Origin of the sequence: Aliirhizobium wenxiniae, from assembly GCF_019511445.1 — a bacterium.
GTDB lineage: Bacteria > Pseudomonadota > Alphaproteobacteria > Rhizobiales > Rhizobiaceae > Neorhizobium > Neorhizobium wenxiniae_A.
In genome coordinates, this window is the sequence record NZ_JAEUAN010000016.1 from 65,992 (window position 1) to 84,677 (window position 18,686).

Sequence of the window (18,686 nt, forward strand, 5' to 3'; positions counted from 1 at the left end):
TTGAAAGTCAAACCAGAACGATACTGCAAAACATCGAAAGCAGGCGTCGTTAGAAAACAGAATTTCATAAGACGCACGACGGCCATGTGATCGATTGATGGATTGGCCTTCTTTCTCCTCCCAAAAGAACGCCGCCGAAAATTTGACCAAAACCCAAGGAGAAGATGAAATGACAACGATCACCTATCTCGACCAACGCCGTGTGGGCGCCTCGCCCGCCCCCCGCAATGTCGGTCACAAGCAGATCACGTCCCTGTTCGAGCGTGCGGTTGCTGCCTGGAACCGCCGCAAGACGGAGCGCATGCTGGAAGGACTTCCCCAGGAAATCCGCAAGGATATCGGCTGGCCGACGACGATCAGCAAGTGACTGTCAGGGCGGGCATGCCCCGTTTTCCAGTCCGGATCGTTCCGGCACTATCGAAATTTGAAGTCTAGGCATGGTCCGCCAGCTTGCGCTGCGGGCCATGTCGCATTCCGACAACCGGCCAAAACAGCGTAAAAACCGAGAACCTGTCACCAGTGCGACGCCTGCATGTCGCAAAAATGCCATTTCCCTGTCGTCAAAAGCTCTTCCCAGGACTAGCATCCATGCGAGTGTCGCTTTTGAAGCAATGCAAGACCGCATCAAGCGGCGGCAAGGGGAACTACGACAATGGATCTTACCAGCAAGCCACAGGTAAAGAAGCGGACGATCGTCTTCTTTCTCGTCCCGCACTTCACCATGCTGCCGTTTTCAGCGGCGATCGAAACGCTGCGGATTGCCAACCGCATGCTCGGTTATTCCGCCTATAGCTGGCGGCTCTGTTCCGCCGATGGCGAAAAGGTATATTCGTCGAGCGGGATCGGCATAGAGGTCAATTCGTCGCTGGCCGATGAAAGACGCCATTTAAGCGGTGAAAACCGGCCGAACATGGTGCTTGTCTGCTCCGGCATCTATGTCGAGGAATTCAGCAACAAATCGGTCAATGCCTGGCTGCGTGAGACCTATAACCGCGGCATTGCGGTGGGCAGCCTGTGCACCGGCGCACATGTTCTGGCGCAGGCAGGCCTGCTCAACGGCAAGCGCTGTGCGATCCATTGGGAAAACCTTCCCGGTTTTTCCGAAGCTTTTCCGCAGGCAGAAGTCTATGCCGATCTCTATGAAGTCGATGGCAATCTCTATACCTGCGCCGGCGGCACCGCATCGCTGGACATGATGCTCAACCTTATCGGCCAGGATTTTGGCGACAACCTCGTCAATCGGGTCTGCGAGCAGCAATTGACCGACCGGGTGCGCAATCCGCATGACCGGCAGCGCCTGCCGCTCAGAGCCCGCCTCGGGGTACAGAATTCCAAGGTGCTTTCGATCATCGAACTGATGGAAAACAACCTTGCGGAGCCGCTATCGCTGATCGAAATCGCCGACGATGCGGGCCTGTCGCGCCGCCAGATCGAGCGGCTGTTCCGCCAGGAAATGGGTCGATCGCCGGCGCGCTATTATCTCGAGATCCGGCTGGACCGCGCCCGGCATCTTTTGGTGCAATCCTCCATGCCGGTGGTCGAAGTGGCTGTCGCCTGCGGTTTCGTCTCGGCGTCGCATTTTTCCAAATGCTACCGTGAAGTCTATAACCGCTCGCCGCAGCAGGAGCGCGCCGAGCGCAAGCTGACACTCAACACGGCGCGCACCGGCGTGGTGGTTTGATAGGCTTACTGGAATCTCCACCATCCGACGTCATCCTCGGCCTTGTGCCGAGGATCTGTCCACCTCGCAGTCGGAGAGACGGTAGCAGATGCTCGGGACGAGCCCGAGCATGACGGAAGATAGGGCGCATCCTCTCCATATGCGTGTTTCCAAGCATTTCCGGACGCCCCCCTGTTGCTGGGACTTCCTCCGGATCACGCCTCGTCCTTCAAGGTTTCCTTCTGGGTGATCAGTCGGGCGCTGTGCTGGCCCGACAGATAGATCCACAACCAGCTCCAGGCGACCGCGAGCCGGGATCGCGTGCCGATCAGAAAGTAGATATGGGCGAGGCCCCATATCCACCAGGCAAGGCCGCCCTTCAGCTTGATCCTGCCGAAATCAATGACGGCGGCGCGTTTGCCGATCGTCGCGAGGCTGCCCTGGTGGAAATATCTGAAGGGAGCAGGCGCCGGCTTGTTTGCCAGGCGCGCCTTGATGACCTTCGCCACGTAAGCGCCCTGCTGCTTGGCGGCTGGCGCGATACCGGGAACCGGCTTGCCATCCTCCTGTTTCACCGAAGCGGTATCGCCGATGACGAAGATGTCCGGATCATGGATCGCGGAAAGATCAGGACCGACGATCGTGCGCCCTGCCCGGTCGGCCTCGGCATCGATCCATTGCGCGGCGGGTGACGCCTGCACGCCGGCCGCCCAGATGACGGTTCTGCAGGGTACGAAGGTTTCGCCAATCGTGACGCCATCCTCGGTGATTGCCGTTACCGGCTGGCCGGTGCGCACCTCGACGCCAAGCTTTTCCAGGGCGGATGTTGCATAGGCCGACAAATCCTCGGAAAAAGCCGCAAGAACGCGCGGGCCAGCCTCGATCAGCAACACTTTTGTGGCCGTCGTATCGATGCTGCGGAATTCCGGCGGGAGAACCTTCTGGGCGAGTTCGGCGATCGTGCCGGCCAATTCCACGCCAGTCGGTCCTGCACCGATGATGGCAAAGGTGAGGAGCGCATCGCGATCCGCGGTCTTTTCCGACAGTTCGGCACGCTCGAAAGCAAGCAGAATACGGCGGCGCAGCGTGGTTGCGTCCTCAAGCGTCTTCAAACCGGGAGCCAGTTTTTCCCATTCATCGCGGCCGAAATAGGCGTGGCGCGCGCCAGTCGCGAGAACCAGCGTATCATACGGGATCTCGCGGCCGGACTGGAGTTTGACCAATCTCGCCACCTTATCGACACCGGTGACCTCATCGAGAATGGTGGTGACATCCTTGCGGTCACGATAAAGCCGCCGGATTGGCCAGGCGATTTCGGAGGTTGCGAGCAATGTCGTCGCCACCTGATAAAGAAGCGGTTGGAACAGGTGGTGATTGCGCCGGTCGATCAGGGTTATGTCGGCGGAACTGCCTTCAAGCCCATGAACCGTCTGAATACCTCCAAAACCACCGCCGACGACGACAATCCTATGCTTGGTCACTGTGAGCGCCCTTTCTTCTGGCAGCTTCAATGAACGCAGGCCCCGACCACGACGGGTGGAGCCGCGCTAACAGTGACTTAGGTTGATAAATCTCAAGAACAAATGCGCTGGGCGCATATCACCGATCCAATTCAGAGTGGTTCTACAGGAGGGATGTTTCAGACGGCCTGTCCGCAGGCGCGACGGAAGCGGCGGACGGTTTCCGCCATGCCGTATTCCAGCGCGTCGGCCGTCAGGCCATGACCGATAGAGACTTCCGCCAGTTTGGGAATGCGCTTCACCAGCGCCGGCAGGTTGGCGACCGTCAGGTCATGGCCGGCATTGACGCCAAGGCCGAGCGCCATGGCGGCATCCGCAGTCTTGCCGAGATCGGCGAGGATCGCTTCGCCCTTCTCCAGATCGTCAAAGCAGCCACCATAGGGGCCGGTATAAAGTTCGATACGATCGGCACCCGTTGCCTTTGCCAGTTCGACGGCCTCAAGGTCGCCGTCGCCATCGGCAAACAGCGAGACGCGCATGCCGCCCTTTTTCAGCCGCGCGACGATCGGTTTCAGCATCTCACTGTGACTGCGGAAGTCGAAACCGTGATCCGACGTCGCCTGCGACGGATCATCCGGCACGAGCGTCACCTGCTCCGGTTCGATTCGCTCGCAAAGCGCCAGAAAATCCTCGCTCGGATACCCCTCGATGTTGAATTCCGCCTTGGGGAATTCGTCATCGATCAGAGCGCGGATCACCGGCAGGTCGGCAAAGCGGATATGTCGCTGGTCGGGCCGGGGATGGACGGTCAGGCCCGACGCGCCCGCCTGAAGGGCGATCCGCCCCAGACCTTCCACACTCGGCCAAGGAAGATCACGACGATTGCGCAGCATGGCGACGGCGTTGAGATTGACGGAAAGCAAGGTGGGCATGGGGGCATCCACTGATGAAACGACGATCCTTCTTAGATGACTGACACTCCAAAGACCACCAACCAAGGGCCATGAATGCCATCAAGATTTTTCATCGAAGATATTTTGGCACAAGGCAGGGTTGGATTTGATCGAATTTTATATTAGCTTTATCTAACAGAATTCGCCTCACCACCCACCGGACCGAGGCGGCGGACCGGGACTGGTGCGGCGAATTCTGTCACTTCTATTTTTCCCGACAATAAACCGCGCAGAAATCCGCCTGACCAAAGGCGCATTCATCGGCTGGGGAACGAGGCCCTGTGGATTGCGGCTCAAAAACCGGCAGCCTCCCCTGAGACCTCCAGGTTTAAATACGCTGTCTTGTCGAATGTCCATTTTTGCTGTTGCGGCATGCGCCGGAACCGTGTATCTCGCCTGCACCTTGGCACGGAGTGTAGCGCAGTCTGGTAGCGCATCTGGTTTGGGACCAGAGGGTCGGGAGTTCGAATCTCTCCACTCCGACCATTGTTTTTCCCAATCATCACTATTTTTGAAGCACTTAGGCGTAAATCTGCATTCGTCTCATGACGAATCGGCAGTAACGCCCTATAGGCGCGCCCTTTTCCCGATTTTTTGGAATTTCAGACGGTCTAACGGCGTCAGCACTCAGCCGCCGTTATGCAGCGGGTTTCCGATGACCTTGTCGCCTGGTTTAATGCCCAGTGCCTTGGTGCGGCCGGCATTGAGTTCCAGCACGTATTTCACCGGGCCGCGCGAATCGATGATGTCGCGGGAAAATGGGACGGCGTTTTCGCGGATGTGGGAAATCGTTCCATCGGTGCGGATGAAGACCATATCGAGCGCGAGAACGGTATTTTCCATCCACATGGAGACCTGGCGCTCTGCTCCGAAATCGAACAGCATGCCGTGGTCTTTATCCATCTGCTTGCGGAACATCAGGCCATGTTCGCGCTGCGCATCGTTGATGGCGAGTTCGACCGTGAATGGATGGACTTTCCCGCCCGCTGTGCGGATCGTCAATTCGGATTTCGGAAAGACGACGGCCTGCTGGGCCTGGACCCGCAGAGGGCCCTGCGCGGAAGTCGTAGTTGCGGCAAAAACGAAGAAAAGCGCCATCAAGGCGCCTTTCACGACATTACCGAAGTTTGAGCGTGCCCGCGACAGCATCAGTGCGACCGGCTTGCAGGCGCGACGTTATCCGGATGAATTTCCGCTGCCATCAGGCCCTTTTCGCCGGGCCCGAAGCGCACGAGAACAACCTGTCCCGGCCTCAGCTCGGTCAGACCGAAGCGGCGCAGCGTTTCCATGTGAACGAAGATGTCTTCGGTCCCCTCGCCGCGCGTCAGGAAGCCAAATCCCTTGGTGCGGTTGAACCACTTGACCAACGCGCGTTCCAGACCGCTCGTCGGCGTGACCTGCACATGAGTGCGCACCGGCGGCATCTGGGACGGGTGGACAGCCGTCGACTGGTCCATGGAAAGAATACGGAAGACCTGATAACCGCGGTCACGCCGCTGGATCATCGCGACGATGCGCGTGCCTTCGAGAATGGTCTGGTATCCGTCGCGGCGCAGGCAGGTCACGTGCAAGAGCACATCCTGCATGCCGTTATCCGGCACGATAAAGCCGAATCCCTTGGCGACATCGAACCATTTCACGACGCCGGTGATCTCGATAAGATCGACCGGTTCACCCGCAAGTTCTTCGAAACTGGCAATGCCCTTAGATGACATTCTGTCTGCCATACCTGTCGGCCCCTCGGTTACGCGCCACACACGACGGTTAACTGATTCTTAGAGGATAGATTAACATTGCGCCAACCGTCCAGCGCAAGTCTCGTGTTCTTCTTATTCACGTCCTTTCTATTCGCGGTGGCTTGCTCCAAGCTGACGCCTGTTCCATATCGATAAGTGGCGAAACCGCTAAAATCGAGGGATCCAAATGCGTTATCTCCACACAATGGTCCGGGTCAAAGACCTGGACGCCTCCCTTCATTTCTATACAACTCTGCTGGGCCTGAAAGAGGTCCGCCGCATCGAAAACGAAAAGGGGCGCTTCACCCTGGTTTTCCTCGCTGCAAGCGACGACATCGACCAGGCGACGGCGACCCAGGCGCCCTGCCTGGAGCTGACCTATAATTGGGACACCGAGGATTATACGGGCGGGCGCAATTTCGGCCATCTCGCTTACGAGGTCGATAATATCTATGACTATTGCGAGCATCTGCAGAAGAACGGCGTGACGATCAACCGGCCACCGCGCGAAGGTCGCATGGCCTTTGTCCGTTCTCCTGACGGCATTTCCTTCGAAATCCTTCAGAAGGGCGGCAATCTTCCGGTCGCAGAGCCCTGGGCTTCGATGCCGAATATCGGCAGCTGGTAATAGTTTGCAAAGGCGGCGCAGCTTGCGTCGCCTTTGTCGCTCATGTTTGTCGCTCAGGGTCCGCGCAAGCTTTGTGGTGATGATTGGGATTACGCGATTCGCGGCTTCCACCCTTCTCATCAGCCGGAAAGGCCAGAGCGTTGACCACCATATCCTCCATCCGTTTTAGCCGTTCGGCCGCGGGCACAGTGATCCGCCAGGTCGCGCTGGCCGGACTTTTGATCACCTTGCTTGGCAGTTGCGCCACGACAAAAAAGGTGGCCGAGGTGGATGGCACCGGTGAGGCAGAGACCGCCGAGGCGGCCATCGACATGCTGGCCAGAGGTGGAACAACGACATCGGGCGCCCAAAGCGCCTATATCGATCCGATGGTGGCGACCGCACATGGCCGCAGGATTGCGCCGAAGGGAATGACGGCTACCGGCATGCGGACGATCGCCGCCGGCACACCAACCCACAATGCGCTGACACAGACATATTCGCCCATGCAGGCTTCAATCGCGGGCGCAGTGACGGAACCGACCGGGGTTCGCGCCGGCAACACAAGCATTTTCTCCGGACACGCCCAGGCACCTGCCGCCCAAATGGCTGCGACAGCTCCCTCGCCTGCGCTCGAACCCGCCTACGCCGCGCCACCTCCTCAACCGGCAGGCGGCGTCAACGCCATGACGCGCAGTGTTTTCAGCACAGGCACACCCGTCGCCTGCGGCAACGACGCCAATGGCAACATGATAAGCTGCTGATTCCAATCAGCTTTCATTTATTTTCCACAGACATGGCAAGCTTGTCATTTTTTTGCAAAAAACTTCGTTTTGCAGCTTGCGGGAAATAAATCCCCTCTCTATAAGGGCGCTCACTGCACGCGCCCTTCGTCTATCGGTTAGGACGTCAGATTTTCATTCTGAAAAGAGGGGTTCGACTCCCCTAGGGCGTGCCACCCCCCTTCTTCCAAGTCATTGTTCGAATTATCCAATCCGGGCTTTTCGCCTGTTTGAATTTTTCTTAATTTGACCTTTGAAAAGTGCATTTTTGCGCTTGCGGTCTTTAAATGACGCCCCTATAAGGGCGCCACAGCACGCGCCCTTCGTCTATCGGTTAGGACGTCAGATTTTCATTCTGAAAAGAGGGGTTCGACTCCCCTAGGGCGTGCCACTCCCTTTCTTTCAAGTCATTGTTCAACAAGCCAATTCGGCTTGGCACATGCTTGATCTTTTTCACAGATAAGATTGCCGAGACACGCATTTTTCGCTTGCGGTTTTCGACCTTCCCCCCTATGAGAGCGCTCACAGCACGCGCCCTTCGTCTATCGGTTAGGACGTCAGATTTTCATTCTGAAAAGAGGGGTTCGACTCCCCTAGGGCGTGCCACTTCTTTCTTTAAAAGGATCAGCACATCACTTGGCCGGTCATTCACTTGGCGAGCACGGCATCGAGCAGGCGCAACTGTATTTTCCGGCTGCCCTGCCAGTAATCGGCACTGAGGCTTCCGGCAGCGTGGATCTGCAGGCCGCGCGACTTCATCAGAAGGTCGCCGAGCGGCGTTTCCGCGGCACGGAAGGCAATGCCGTCAAGGCGTGAGCCGTCCATGGCTTCCAGCGTGATCTTGATATGAGCGGTTCCCACCAGGCGTGCATCCCTCAGACGATGGGCGGGGATGGCGAAGATCGGCTGCGGATGGCCGGAGCCGTAAGGCCCCGCCTTTTCCAACTGATCGAAGAGATCGAGCGTTGCGCCGGATGCCGACAGGGCACCATCAATCTTCAAAGAATGGCTCGATACGAGAGACGGCACGCGTGAAGCGGCACTTTCCTCGAAGAATGTTCGGAGCGCCCCGAGCTTGGCTCTCTCGACCGTCAGGCCCGCAGCCATCGCGTGGCCACCGCCCTTGACAAGCAGTCCGCTCTCTACGGCCGCGCGCACCATATGGCCCATGTCGAAGCCGTTGATGGAGCGGCCGGAGCCGGTGCCTTTTCCGGATGGATCGAAGGCGATGGCAAAAGCCGGGCGCTTGAACTTTTCCTTCAGCCGGGCGGCAAGCAATCCGACAATGCCGGGATGCCAGCCATCATGCGCGGTGACGAGAACATTGGCGCCCTCACCGTCTCCGTATTCGGCCAGCACTTCGGCCTCCGCTTGCGCAAGCATCGCTGCTTCCATCGCCTGCCGCTCACGATTGAGCTCATCGAGGCGGGCGGCGATCTCTTCGGCCTGCACGCTGTCTTCGAGGGTCAGCAGGCGGCTGCCGAGCGCCGCATCGCTTATGCGCCCGCCGGCATTGATGCGTGGACCGATGAGAAAGCCGAAATGATACGGCGTCACGGGACCGGAGAGGCCCGCCTTTTTAAAGAGTGCAGCAAGGCCGAGATTGGTCATGTGGCGGGCGGCGATCAGGCCCTTGACCACATAGGCCCGGTTAAGCCCCTTGAGCGGCACGACATCGCAGACGGTGGCAAGCGCGACGATATCAATCCAGGACAGAAGATCGAGATCTGCCGTACGCCGGTCACCGGCCTCACGCAACAGGCGCGCAGTGGCGACAAGCACGAGGAAGACGACACCGGCGGCGCAGAGATGCCCCTGCCCTGACAAATCATCCTCGCGGTTGGGATTGACGAGAGCGACCGCCTTCGGAAGTTCGGTTCCCACCTGATGGTGGTCGATCACAACCACGTCGCATCCCTTGGCCGCTGCGGCCGCCAGCGATTCGTGACTGGTGGAACCGCAATCGACGGTGACGATCAGGCTCGCACCGCGCTCGATCAACTGTTCCATGGCCGTGACATTCGGGCCGTAGCCTTCGAATATGCGGTCAGGAATGTAGATTTCGGCTTCAATATCGAAATGCTTCAGGAAACGATAGAGAAGCGCCGAGGACGAGGCGCCATCGACATCATAGTCGCCGAAGATGGCAACGCGTTCGCGCCCGCGGATCGCCTTGAGGATACGGGAAGCTGCCTTGTCGCAATCCGTCAACGTCAACGGATCCGGCATCAGCGAACGGATAGTCGGATCGAGAAATGCCGGCGCATCATCCAGCGACACACCGCGACCGGCCAGAACACGGGCAATGATCTCGGGAATTCCGTGAATCTGGGCGATTGCCAGTGCACGGTTCTGCGCCGCCTGATCGAGACGCGACATCCAGCGCTGGCCGGACACTGAGCGCTCCACACCAAGGAATGCCCGCTGAACGGGATCTGCGGGTTCCGGGGGCGTCAGCGAGGTAAATGTCTTCGTCGTCATCGGCTATCCATAACCGACGACGTGCCGAAGCGGAAATGCTTTCAAGCGGAAAGATGTCAGAGCCAGCTGTGGATCAACAACCATACCGCTGCAAACATCGACGCCGCTGCGACGGCGAGGATGGCAACCACAAAGGAACCGGCGCTTTCGGGTTCGCCGTCATCCTCACCAACCAATTCGTCGTTGAACGAATAGACAAGCTTCAGATACGGGACACTCTCATGCTTGCCACGCCGCAACTTCGGCTGGCTGTAAATCTTCTCACTCAGATCAATGGACATCACGCAAACGCCTCCTCCTGCGATGGTGAATGAGAGGAGTGTAAAGCGATTTGCTCCCGGCGGCCAGTCATCAGACTGTCATCCGGGATCATTTTTCACGCAGTGCTGAAATAAGGCGGGAGCTTAAGACGCCCGCGGTCGCTCGATACGGATCACTTGCGGCTCGCCGACGAGATAGGTCTCCTGCTTGATTCCCTCCACCGCCTTGCGGATCGACGCTTCCGTCGTTGCGTGGGTGACGAGGATGATCGTCTTGGAACTGTCCGTCTGCGCAGGCTTTGGCCGCTGGACGATCGATTCCAGCGAAATATTGTTTTCCGCCATTCGCGCCGCGACGCTGGCAAAAACGCCGGTGCGGTCGGCAACCGTCAGGCGGATGAAGTAACCGCCTTCATGGCTGCGCATCCGGGCTTTCTGGTAGGGCGCAAGCGCCACCGCAGGCGTACCGAGTACTGGCACGCGCTGTGCACCGGGCTGGCTCTTGGCAATGTCGGCGATATCACCGAGCACGGCAGAAGCCGTCGCATTGCCGCCGGCACCGGGGCCGACCATCAGCAGCTCGCCGAGAATATCGGATTCGATCGCGACCGCATTGGTGACGCCATCGACCTGCGCAATCACGCTGTCATGCGGCACCATGGTCGGGTGAACGCGCTGTTCGATGCCGCTTTCGGTGCGCTGGGCAACGCCGAGCAGCTTGATGCGGTAACCGAGATCGGCGGCGGCCAGGATGTCGTCGATCGAGATATTGGTGATGCCTTCGAGATAGATTTCGTCGGCGGCAATATTGGTACCGAAAGCAAGCGTCGTCAGGATCGCCAGCTTGTGGGCCGTGTCGTTGCCCTCGATATCGAAGGCCGGATCGGCTTCGGCATAACCGAGACGCTGGGCCTCCTTCAGGCATTCCTCAAACGAAAGGCCTTCCTTCTCCATCTTGGTGAGGATGTAGTTGCAGGTGCCGTTCATGATGCCGTAGACGCGCGAGACGGTATTGCCCGTCAGGCTTTCGCGCAGCGCCTTGATGACCGGAATGCCACCGGCAACGGCGGCTTCGAAGTTAAGGAGTGCGCCCTTCTCTTCAGCGATCGTCGCAAGCTCGACGCCCGAGGCTGCCAGCAAGGCCTTGTTGGCCGTCACCACATGAAGACCACGCTCCAGCGCGATCTTGACGGAATCGGCAGCAGCGCCCGTGGCGCCCCCCATCAGTTCGACGAAGACGTCGATATCGGCTTCGGCTGCAAGCTTTTCGGGTGTCTCGAACCACGCCATGCCGGACATGTCGAAACCCCGGTCGCGGTTGCGGTCGCGGGCGGTAATGGCAGTGATCTCGATCGCTCGTCCGCAGGTGACGGCCAGTTCATTGGCGCGTGTCTGGATGATCTTGACCAGTGAAGCACCCACGGTTCCAAGACCCGCGATGCCGACTTTGAGGGCGTCTGCCATTTCGCATTCCCGATGTTTGAAAAAGCGGCCACGAACGGGCCGCCTGAGGATTATGACGGTCGATGACCGACTTAGCGATGCGTGTTCAACGAAATGACGTTGTGCATCGTCTCGTCGACGGTCGAGAAAAACTTCTTGATATTACGGGCCGCCTGACGGATCCGGTGCTCGTTCTCGACGAGTGCGAGGCGGACGTAATCGTCGCCCATTTCGCCGAAACCGATACCCGGAGCGACAGCGACGTCAGCCTTTTCGACGAGCAGCTTGGAGAATTCAAGCGAGCCGAGGTGACGGAACTTTTCCGGGATTTTTGCCCAGGCAAACATGGTGGCAGCCGGCGGCGGCACTTCGAAACCGGCCTTGCCGAAGCTGTCAACCATGACATCGCGACGGCGCTTGTAGACATTGCGGACTTCCGCGATATCCGATCCATCGCCGTTCAGCGCGTGGGTCGCAGCAACCTGGATCGGCGTGAACGCGCCGTAATCCAGATAGGACTTTACACGGGTCAAGGCGGCGATCAGGCGCTCGTTGCCGACGGCAAAGCCCATGCGCCAGCCCGGCATGGAGAAGGTTTTCGACATCGAGGTGAACTCGACGCAGACATCCATGGCACCCGGCACCTGCAGGACCGACGGCGGCGGGTTGTTGTCGGCGAAATAGATCTCGGAATAGGCAAGGTCAGACAACACGATAATGTCGTGTTTCTTGGCGAATGCGATGACATCCTTATAGAAATCAAGGCTTGCCACATAGGCAGTCGGGTTCGACGGGTAGTTGATGATCAGCGCCAGCGGCTTGGGGATCGAGTGCTTTACCGCGCGCTCGAGCGGCGGGAAGAAGCTGTCGTCCGGCTCTACCGACATGGAGCGGATGACGCCGCCTGCCATCAGGAAGCCGAAGGCGTGGATCGGATAGGTCGGGTTCGGGCAAAGGATGACATCGCCAGGCGCGGTGATCGCCTGCGCCATGTTGGCAAAGCCTTCCTTCGATCCGAGGGTCGCGACGACCTGCGTATCGGGATTGAGCTTCACGCCAAATCGGCGGGCGTAATAGGCAGCCTGCGCGCGACGCAGGCCAGGAATGCCCTTGGAGGACGAATAACGGTGAGTGCGCGGGTCCTGAACCACTTCGCACAGCTTATCGACGATCGCCTTGGGCGTCGGGAGGTCGGGATTGCCCATGCCGAGATCGATAATGTCCGCGCCACCCGCTCGCGCGCTGGCCTTCAAACGGTTGACCTGTTCGAAAACGTAAGGCGGCAGTCTGCGGACTTTATGAAACTCTTCCATCTCTCTTCCCATTGGCGCACGGAGCAGCAATTGCGCGACATCAATGTGTCGCATCTGCCTGCTTTGCGGCCAAACCGGACGAAACGCAAGTGCTAAGAGAGGCGACTTGTTACTTCGAGATCGTGTTGAGCGCGTCGGTGCCGTGCTCAGTGGCCAGTTTCCGATATTCGGCGACGCGTTTTTTGTATTCAGCCTCGCTGATCGAACCGCTGCGGCGGGCGCGTGCAAGCGCTGCCATGCGGGGCTCGGTCTTGTTGTAATCCTCGTCCTCGATCTGCTCGTTGGCCGCAAGAAGCGTGCGATCGAAGGTCGGGTAGGTGCCGGTATCCTTCTTGACCAGCGGCCCCGGCGCACGTTCGGCCTTTGACTGGGAAATCACGGCCGGCGGTGCGGTGTTGGGGATGCCGTCGTCAAGCGCAAAGCTCTGGCTGTTGCAGGAGGCCAGCAGCGGCAGTAGAGCCAGAGGTGCCGCGACAGACAAGCATCCCATCCCGCGCTTTAGAATTCCCATGGCCTGCCCCATCTCCGTCAATACCGTCACCGGACCCTGTCCGACCCTGACACCGGCGGTGATCCGCCATCGTCGTTCTTTCCGGCACTTGTATTCGGTTTCGGGCGCGATGTACAAATGAAAACAACGGTCATGCACGGGAGGCTGCGATTGGCGCAAAAGTCCGACGATCACGGGCATTCCGGACAGGAATTTCCGGGCTTCGATGCGCGTTTCTTCGAAGCCTATGCGATCAAGGACCCTCAGTCCCTGATGATGAATGCTGCGCGGGCATTCGAGAATCTGGGTCGCGCCGCCTCCGAATGGCTTGGGCCGCGTGAACGCGGCGAGACTTCGGACGATCTTTTTGCCGGGCCGATCGGCGATTTCATCAAGACCATGTCGGCGCTTACCGAATACTGGACTTCTGACCAGAAGCGGATGCTCGAAGCGCAGACACTGCTTCTATCGACCTATTTCGAGATCTGGATGCGCAGTATCCAGCAGGCGGCCGGGACAGACGCAAACAGCGCCGAGGCCGAAATGGCGGCCAACAAGGACCGGCGCTTTGCCGACGAGGATTGGTATCGCAACCCGTTCTTCTCCTTCCTGCGGCAGATCTATCTTGCAAGCGCCACCTGGGCAGAAAGGCTGGTAAGCGAGGCGGACGGGCTGGATGAAGTTACGAAATACAAGGCCCGATTCTATGTCAGGCAATTCACCGCCGCCTTTTCACCCAGCAATTTCGCGATGACCAATCCGGAGGTCTGGCGTGCGACGGTGGAAAGCCAGGGCATGAACCTCGTCACCGGCATGCGGATGCTGACCGAGGACGTGATTGCCGGTGGCGGGCATTTGCGACTGCGCCAGACGGATGCCAGCCGATTTTTCGTCGGCAACAATCTTGCTATCACGCCCGGCAAGGTGATCGCCCGCAACGCGCTTTGCGAGATCATCCAGTATGCGCCATCGACCGAGACCGTGTTCAAGCGCCCGCTGGTCATCGTGCCGCCCTGGATCAACAAGTTCTACATTCTCGACCTGACGCCGGAAAAGAGCTTCATCAAGTGGTGCGTCGATCAGGGGCATACGGTGTTCGTAATCTCCTGGGTCAATCCCGACCGTGAGCATGCGGCAAAGGACTGGGAATCCTATATTCGCGAAGGCATCGATTTCGCGCTCGACACGGCCGAACAGGCGACCGGAGAGAAACAGTCCAACGTCATCGGTTATTGCGTCGGCGGCACTCTGCTTGCAGCGGCACTTGCATGGCATGCGCAGCAAAACGATACGCGCATCGCCTCCGCCACGCTTTTGACCGCGCAGGTGGATTTCGCCGAGGCAGGCGAATTGAAGGTGTTCGTCGATGAGGAACAGCTTGCCGTCATTGAGGCGCAGATGAAGGCGAGCGGCTATATGGCGGCATCGCAGATGGCGGCGGCCTTCAACCTTCTCCGCTCGTCGGAACTGATCTGGCCCTACGTCGTCAATAACTACCTGAAGGGCAAGGAACCGATGCCCTTCGATCTTCTCTACTGGAATTCCGATTCGACGCGGGTGGCAGCCGCCAACCACGCCTATTACCTGCGCAGCTGCTATCTCGACAACGCGCTCTCTGCCGGTCAGATGAAGCTCGGTGGCGGCTCGATAGATCTCCACGACATCACCATCCCGATCTACAATCTCGCCACCCGCGAGGATCACATCGCCCCTGCCCGCTCGGTCTTTCGCGGCAATGGCCTGTTCGGCGGTCCGGTCGAATTCGTTCTCTCCGGCTCCGGCCATATTGCCGGCGTCGTCAACCCGCCGAGCCGGACGAAGTACCGGTATTGGTCTGGTGGCGCCACGGCCGAGACGCTGGACGGTTGGTTGAAAAAGGCGACGGAAACTGCGGGTTCCTGGTGGCCGCATTGGCAGGCATGGGTGGAGGCGCTTGATGCGGAACGCGTGCCGGCCAGAATCCCCGGCGACGGCACATTGTCACCGCTTGGAGAGGCCCCCGGAACCTATGTTCTGGCACGCGCCTGACGGATTCCTCATGCGATTTCATCCCCCTCTTATCCCTGCCACGCTGGTGCAGCGCTACAAGCGCTTTCTCTTCGACGCCATTCTGGACGACGGCACGCCGATTACCGGCTCCTGCCCCAATACCGGCTCGATGCGTGGGCTGACGACACCCGGATCGCGGATTTGGCTTTCCGAACATGACAGCCCGACACGCAAGTACCGGCATGTCTTCGAGATGATCGAGGCCGAGGGCGAGATCGTCGGCGTCAATACCGGCATGCCGAACAAGCTGACCGAGGAAGCAATCCGCGCCGGCCTGATCCCCAGCCTCTCAGGCTATCCGACAATCTTGAGAGAGCAGAAATACGGTCGCAATTCGCGGATCGACTTCCTGCTGAAGGGCAACGGCCTGCCGGATGCCTATGTGGAGGTGAAGAACGTCCATTTCAGCCGCCAGGCGGGACTGGCCGAATTTCCCGATACGGTGACCAAGCGCGGTGCCAAACATCTGGAAGAACTCGGCGACATGGCGGATGCCGGTCACCGGGCAGTGATGATTTATCTGATCCAGCGATCGGATTGCCAGAGCTTCTCGATCTGCTCCGACCTCGATCCGTTTTATGCTGCGGCATTCGTCCGGGCGCAAAGCCGTGGTGTCGAGGCCTACGCTCTCAGATGCGCGGTTTCGCCCGAGGGGATAGAACCGCTGGGTCTGATCGAAATGAAGCCTCTGCCAGAAGGAATGCAGTCGCAGGCGTTGTTCGCCATGGACTAAGGCGGGCGTGCTGCATTATGAACGGGGGAACGATGAGAGAAATATGATGGTCAATTATATCGAGGCGGTTTCCGCCCCCCCAAAGAATACGGGTGCAATCCGTCTTTACAACACGACCGACGACTTCGCCGGCATGCGCAAGGCTTGCCTTCTGACTGCGCGCTGCCTTGACGAACTCGCGTCGATCGTCAAGCCCGGCATCACGACCAGCGCGATCGACCGGTTCGTCTTCGAATTCGGAATGGATCACGGCGCGCTTCCCGCGACGCTGAACTATCGCGGTTACAAATATTCGGTCTGCACCTCGATCAACCACGTAGTCTGCCACGGCATGCCGGACGACAAGCCGCTGCGCGAAGGCGATATCGTCAATATCGACGTCACCTACATTCTCGACGGATGGCATGGTGATTCCAGTCGCATGTATCCCGTCGGGCAGATAAAACGCGCGGCCGAGCGGCTGCTGGAAGTGACTTACGAGTGCCTGATGCGCGGCATTGCCGTCGTCAAGCCGGGCGTGCGCACCGGCGCGATCGGCGAAGCGATCCAGACCTATGCGGAAGCCGAGCGCTGCTCCGTCGTGCGCGATTTCTGCGGCCATGGCGTCGGGCAGCTGTTCCACGATTCGCCGAACATCCTGCATTACGGCCGCTCCGACGAAGGGCCGGAGTTGAAGGAAGGCATGATCTTCACGATCGAGCCGATGATCAATCTCGGCAAGCCGCATGTGAAGGTTCTTGCCGACGGCTGGACTGCGGTGACCCGCGACCGGTCGCTTTCGGCGCAATACGAGCACGCGATCGGCGTTACCGCCACGGGCTGCGAAATATTTACCCTTTCACCCGGCGGTTTCGACCGCCCCGGACTTCCGCCGCTCGAAGGCTGACCGATGAACAAGCGCCCCTTTTCCTCGCAAGATTCGCATGAACCAGCCGAGGAGACGGGGCGTGACGACCTGTTCGCCGATGAGCGCGGCCATTTCGCCGAACATGTCGGGAAACGGGCGCCGCTCAAGGCGGAGCAATTACCCGGAGCAGCAGAGCATTATCTCGGGCACCGTGAGAGGTTGCGCGACAAATACCGCGACCATGGCGACACATCGCTGGCCGATTATGAACTCCTTGAACTCCTGCTGTTTCGCTCGATCCCGCGCCGGGACACCAAGCCGCTCGCGAAAGCGCTGCTCGCCCGTTTCGGCTCGCTTGCCGGCGTGTTCGGCGCACCAGTGAGCCTGCTGCAGGAGGTCAAGGGGATCGGGGAAAGCGTGGCGCTCGACCTGAAACTGGTCGCAACAGTCGGCCAGCGGATTTTGCGCAGCGAACTTCGCGAAAAGCAGGTGCTTTCCTCCTGGTCTTCGGTGATCGATTATTGCCATGCGGTGATGGCCTACGAGTCCCGCGAACAATTCCGCATCCTGTTTCTCGACAAGCGCAATGCGCTGATCCCCGATGAAATTCAGGGCAAGGGAACGGTCGATCACACCCCGGTCTATCCGCGCGAAGTGGTGCGGCGGGCGCTTGAGCTTTCCGCCACCGCCATCATTCTCGTGCACAATCACCCGAGCGGAGACCCGACCCCGTCACGCGCCGATATCGACATGACCAAGACGATCGTCGATACGGCAAAGCCGCTCGGCATCACCGTCCACGACCACATCATTATCGGCAAGGACGGTCATGCCAGCCTCAAGGGGTTGAGGCTGATCTGACCCCTCGCCTGCTTTCAGCCGGCGAAATAGGCGTCCTGGTCGAGATCTTCCAGCAGGCCGGGTTGGGTTGGTTTCCAGTTCAGCCATTCCTTCGTTTTTTCGCTCGATGCCGGGCTGTCCATGCCGGCGAAATGGGCGAACCAGCCGAAATGAGCCGCAGCCTCTTCGTGGTTTTTGGAGACGACCGGCACGCCGAGACGGCGGCCGATCAACTCGGCAATCTGCCTGAACGGGACACCTTCTTCCGCCACTGCATGGTAGCGCGGGTCAAGCGCTCCTCGCTCCAGCGTTAGGCGATAGACCTTTGCGGCATCGAACCGATGGACCGCCGGCCAGCGGTTTTCGCCATTGCCGACATAGGCGGAGACGCCCGTCTCACGCGCCTTGGCGATCAGCATCGGGACAAAACCATGGTCGCCGGTTCCATGAACCGAGGGCGGCAGACGGATCAGGGACGCTTTTATGCCGCGCTCGACGATTGCCGCAACGGCCTCTTCGGTCGCAACACGGGGAATGACGGACGAGCCGAGATTTGGCAGGTCGTCTTCCGTAGCCGCCCGCCCCAGCTGAAGCAGCCCCGTGCCGGATGTCACCAAAAAAGGACGATCGGATCCGGCGAGCGCGTCACCAAGGGCTGCGATGATGCGTCTGTCAGCCTCACAGTTCTCCTTGAACCTGGAAAAGTCGTGGTTGAAACCGGTATGGATTACCGCATCCGCGGCAGCCGCACCGGCCTGAAGGCTGGCGAGATCATCCAGCGAGCCGCGATGAACCGCGGCTCCTGCGGCCAGCAGCGATGCGCTGCCGGCATCGGAGCGAGACAGGCCCAGAACTTGATGACCGGCGGAAATGAGTTCCTTCATGACGGCGGTGCCGACAAAACCCGTTGCACCTGTAACGAAGACACGCATATGAAACCTCATGCTCGCATGTTGACGGATGTCGAATATGATCCGGGTGCGGGCGATAAAAGCCGTGATCTTATACCGGTATCGAGACTAACAGGCTGAC

General features: G+C 59.3%; 18 protein-coding genes and 4 tRNA genes. 12 read left to right on the forward strand and 10 right to left on the reverse strand.

What is annotated here, in order from left to right; genetic code table 11:
- Positions 1-169: 169 nt before the first annotated feature.
- Entirely contained in the window at positions 170-367 is a 198-nt protein-coding gene (locus tag JNB91_RS19290; protein WP_220327115.1) for a hypothetical protein, read from the forward strand.
- Positions 368-652: 285 nt separating this feature from the next.
- Positions 653-1,681 (forward strand): GlxA family transcriptional regulator, encoded by a 1,029-nt coding sequence (locus tag JNB91_RS19295; RefSeq protein ID WP_220327116.1) that lies wholly within the window; start codon positions 653-655, stop codon positions 1,679-1,681.
- Between the two features lie 194 nt (positions 1,682-1,875).
- Here JNB91_RS19295 and JNB91_RS19300 read toward each other — a convergent pair whose 3' ends face one another.
- Together JNB91_RS19300 and JNB91_RS19305 are read right to left on the reverse strand one after the other, a co-directional pair.
- Positions 1,876-3,141 carry an NAD(P)/FAD-dependent oxidoreductase gene (locus JNB91_RS19300; protein ID WP_220327117.1) on the reverse strand — a complete coding sequence of 422 codons (1,266 nt, stop codon included), beginning with the start codon at positions 3,139-3,141 and terminating at the stop codon, positions 1,876-1,878.
- Positions 3,142-3,299: 158 nt separating this feature from the next.
- A complete protein-coding gene (locus JNB91_RS19305; RefSeq protein ID WP_220327118.1) occupies positions 3,300-4,052 on the reverse strand; it encodes a pyridoxine 5'-phosphate synthase in 753 nt (250 codons plus the stop codon).
- A 430-nt stretch (positions 4,053-4,482) separates the two neighbouring features.
- On the opposite strand from JNB91_RS19305, the gene JNB91_RS19310 reads away from it, so the two are divergent.
- A tRNA-Pro gene (locus JNB91_RS19310) sits at positions 4,483-4,559 on the forward strand.
- Positions 4,560-4,700: 141 nt separating this feature from the next.
- Here JNB91_RS19310 and JNB91_RS19315 read toward each other — a convergent pair.
- Positions 4,701-5,222, reverse strand: a complete 522-nt coding sequence (locus JNB91_RS19315) for a DUF192 domain-containing protein (protein ID WP_220327119.1) — start codon at positions 5,220-5,222, stop codon at positions 4,701-4,703.
- Positions 5,222-5,800 (reverse strand): cold-shock protein, encoded by a 579-nt coding sequence (locus JNB91_RS19320; RefSeq protein ID WP_220327120.1) that lies wholly within the window; start codon positions 5,798-5,800, stop codon positions 5,222-5,224. Before JNB91_RS19320 ends, JNB91_RS19315 begins: the two co-directional genes overlap by 1 nt.
- 196 nt (positions 5,801-5,996) lie before the next feature.
- Between JNB91_RS19320 and gloA the strand changes: the two genes are divergently transcribed.
- The 5 genes from gloA to JNB91_RS19345 all read left to right on the forward strand — a co-directional run bounded on the left by gloA (position 5,997) and on the right by JNB91_RS19345 (position 7,804).
- Positions 5,997-6,437, forward strand: coding sequence for a lactoylglutathione lyase (gene gloA, locus JNB91_RS19325; RefSeq protein ID WP_220327121.1), 441 nt, complete (start codon positions 5,997-5,999; stop codon positions 6,435-6,437).
- 140 nt (positions 6,438-6,577) lie between these two features.
- Positions 6,578-7,180, forward strand: a complete 603-nt coding sequence (locus tag JNB91_RS19330; RefSeq protein ID WP_220327122.1) for a hypothetical protein — start codon at positions 6,578-6,580, stop codon at positions 7,178-7,180.
- Between the two features lie 119 nt (positions 7,181-7,299).
- Positions 7,300-7,374 (forward strand) — tRNA-Glu (locus JNB91_RS19335).
- A 140-nt stretch (positions 7,375-7,514) separates the two neighbouring features.
- Positions 7,515-7,589: transfer RNA gene (locus JNB91_RS19340), tRNA-Glu, on the forward strand.
- 140 nt (positions 7,590-7,729) lie between these two features.
- A tRNA-Glu gene (locus tag JNB91_RS19345) sits at positions 7,730-7,804 on the forward strand.
- A gap of 42 nt (positions 7,805-7,846) precedes the next feature.
- Here the strand turns inward: JNB91_RS19345 and recJ are convergent.
- From recJ to JNB91_RS19370, 5 genes are all read right to left on the reverse strand, one after another.
- Positions 7,847-9,679 carry a single-stranded-DNA-specific exonuclease RecJ gene (recJ, locus tag JNB91_RS19350; RefSeq protein WP_220327123.1) on the reverse strand — a complete coding sequence of 611 codons (1,833 nt, stop codon included), beginning with the start codon at positions 9,677-9,679 and terminating at the stop codon, positions 7,847-7,849.
- Positions 9,680-9,735: 56 nt separating this feature from the next.
- Complete coding sequence (locus JNB91_RS19355; RefSeq protein WP_220327124.1) at positions 9,736-9,960, reverse strand: hypothetical protein; 225 nt, start codon at positions 9,958-9,960, stop codon at positions 9,736-9,738.
- Between the two features lie 123 nt (positions 9,961-10,083).
- Positions 10,084-11,403: a homoserine dehydrogenase gene (locus JNB91_RS19360; RefSeq protein ID WP_220327125.1), complete on the reverse strand. Its 1,320-nt coding sequence runs from the start codon at positions 11,401-11,403 to the stop codon at positions 10,084-10,086.
- A gap of 71 nt (positions 11,404-11,474) precedes the next feature.
- Positions 11,475-12,695, reverse strand: a complete 1,221-nt coding sequence (locus JNB91_RS19365; RefSeq protein ID WP_220327126.1) for an LL-diaminopimelate aminotransferase — start codon at positions 12,693-12,695, stop codon at positions 11,475-11,477.
- A 109-nt stretch (positions 12,696-12,804) separates the two neighbouring features.
- Positions 12,805-13,386, reverse strand: a complete 582-nt coding sequence (locus tag JNB91_RS19370) for a hypothetical protein (RefSeq protein ID WP_220327207.1) — start codon at positions 13,384-13,386, stop codon at positions 12,805-12,807.
- Here JNB91_RS19370 and JNB91_RS19375 point away from each other — a divergent pair.
- Genes JNB91_RS19375 through radC form a run of 4 tightly spaced genes read left to right on the forward strand, consistent with a single transcriptional unit; the run spans position 13,339 to position 17,675 of the window.
- Positions 13,339-15,213 (forward strand): PHA/PHB synthase family protein, encoded by a 1,875-nt coding sequence (locus JNB91_RS19375; RefSeq protein ID WP_220327127.1) that lies wholly within the window; start codon positions 13,339-13,341, stop codon positions 15,211-15,213. The two genes, JNB91_RS19370 and JNB91_RS19375, sit on opposite strands and share 48 nt — an antisense overlap.
- A gap of 10 nt (positions 15,214-15,223) precedes the next feature.
- Positions 15,224-15,967, forward strand: coding sequence for a DNA/RNA nuclease SfsA (gene sfsA / locus JNB91_RS19380; RefSeq protein WP_220327128.1), 744 nt, complete (start codon positions 15,224-15,226; stop codon positions 15,965-15,967).
- 46 nt (positions 15,968-16,013) lie between these two features.
- Positions 16,014-16,853 (forward strand): type I methionyl aminopeptidase, encoded by an 840-nt coding sequence (map, locus tag JNB91_RS19385; RefSeq protein ID WP_220327201.1) that lies wholly within the window; start codon positions 16,014-16,016, stop codon positions 16,851-16,853.
- 3 nt (positions 16,854-16,856) lie between these two features.
- Positions 16,857-17,675, forward strand: a complete 819-nt coding sequence (gene radC, locus JNB91_RS19390; protein ID WP_220327129.1) for a RadC family protein — start codon at positions 16,857-16,859, stop codon at positions 17,673-17,675.
- A gap of 14 nt (positions 17,676-17,689) precedes the next feature.
- On the opposite strand, the gene JNB91_RS19395 is transcribed toward radC, so the two are convergent.
- On the reverse strand, positions 17,690-18,586 hold the full coding sequence (locus JNB91_RS19395; protein ID WP_220327202.1) for an SDR family oxidoreductase: 897 nt from the start codon (positions 18,584-18,586) through the stop codon (positions 17,690-17,692).
- Positions 18,587-18,686 lie beyond the last annotated feature (100 nt).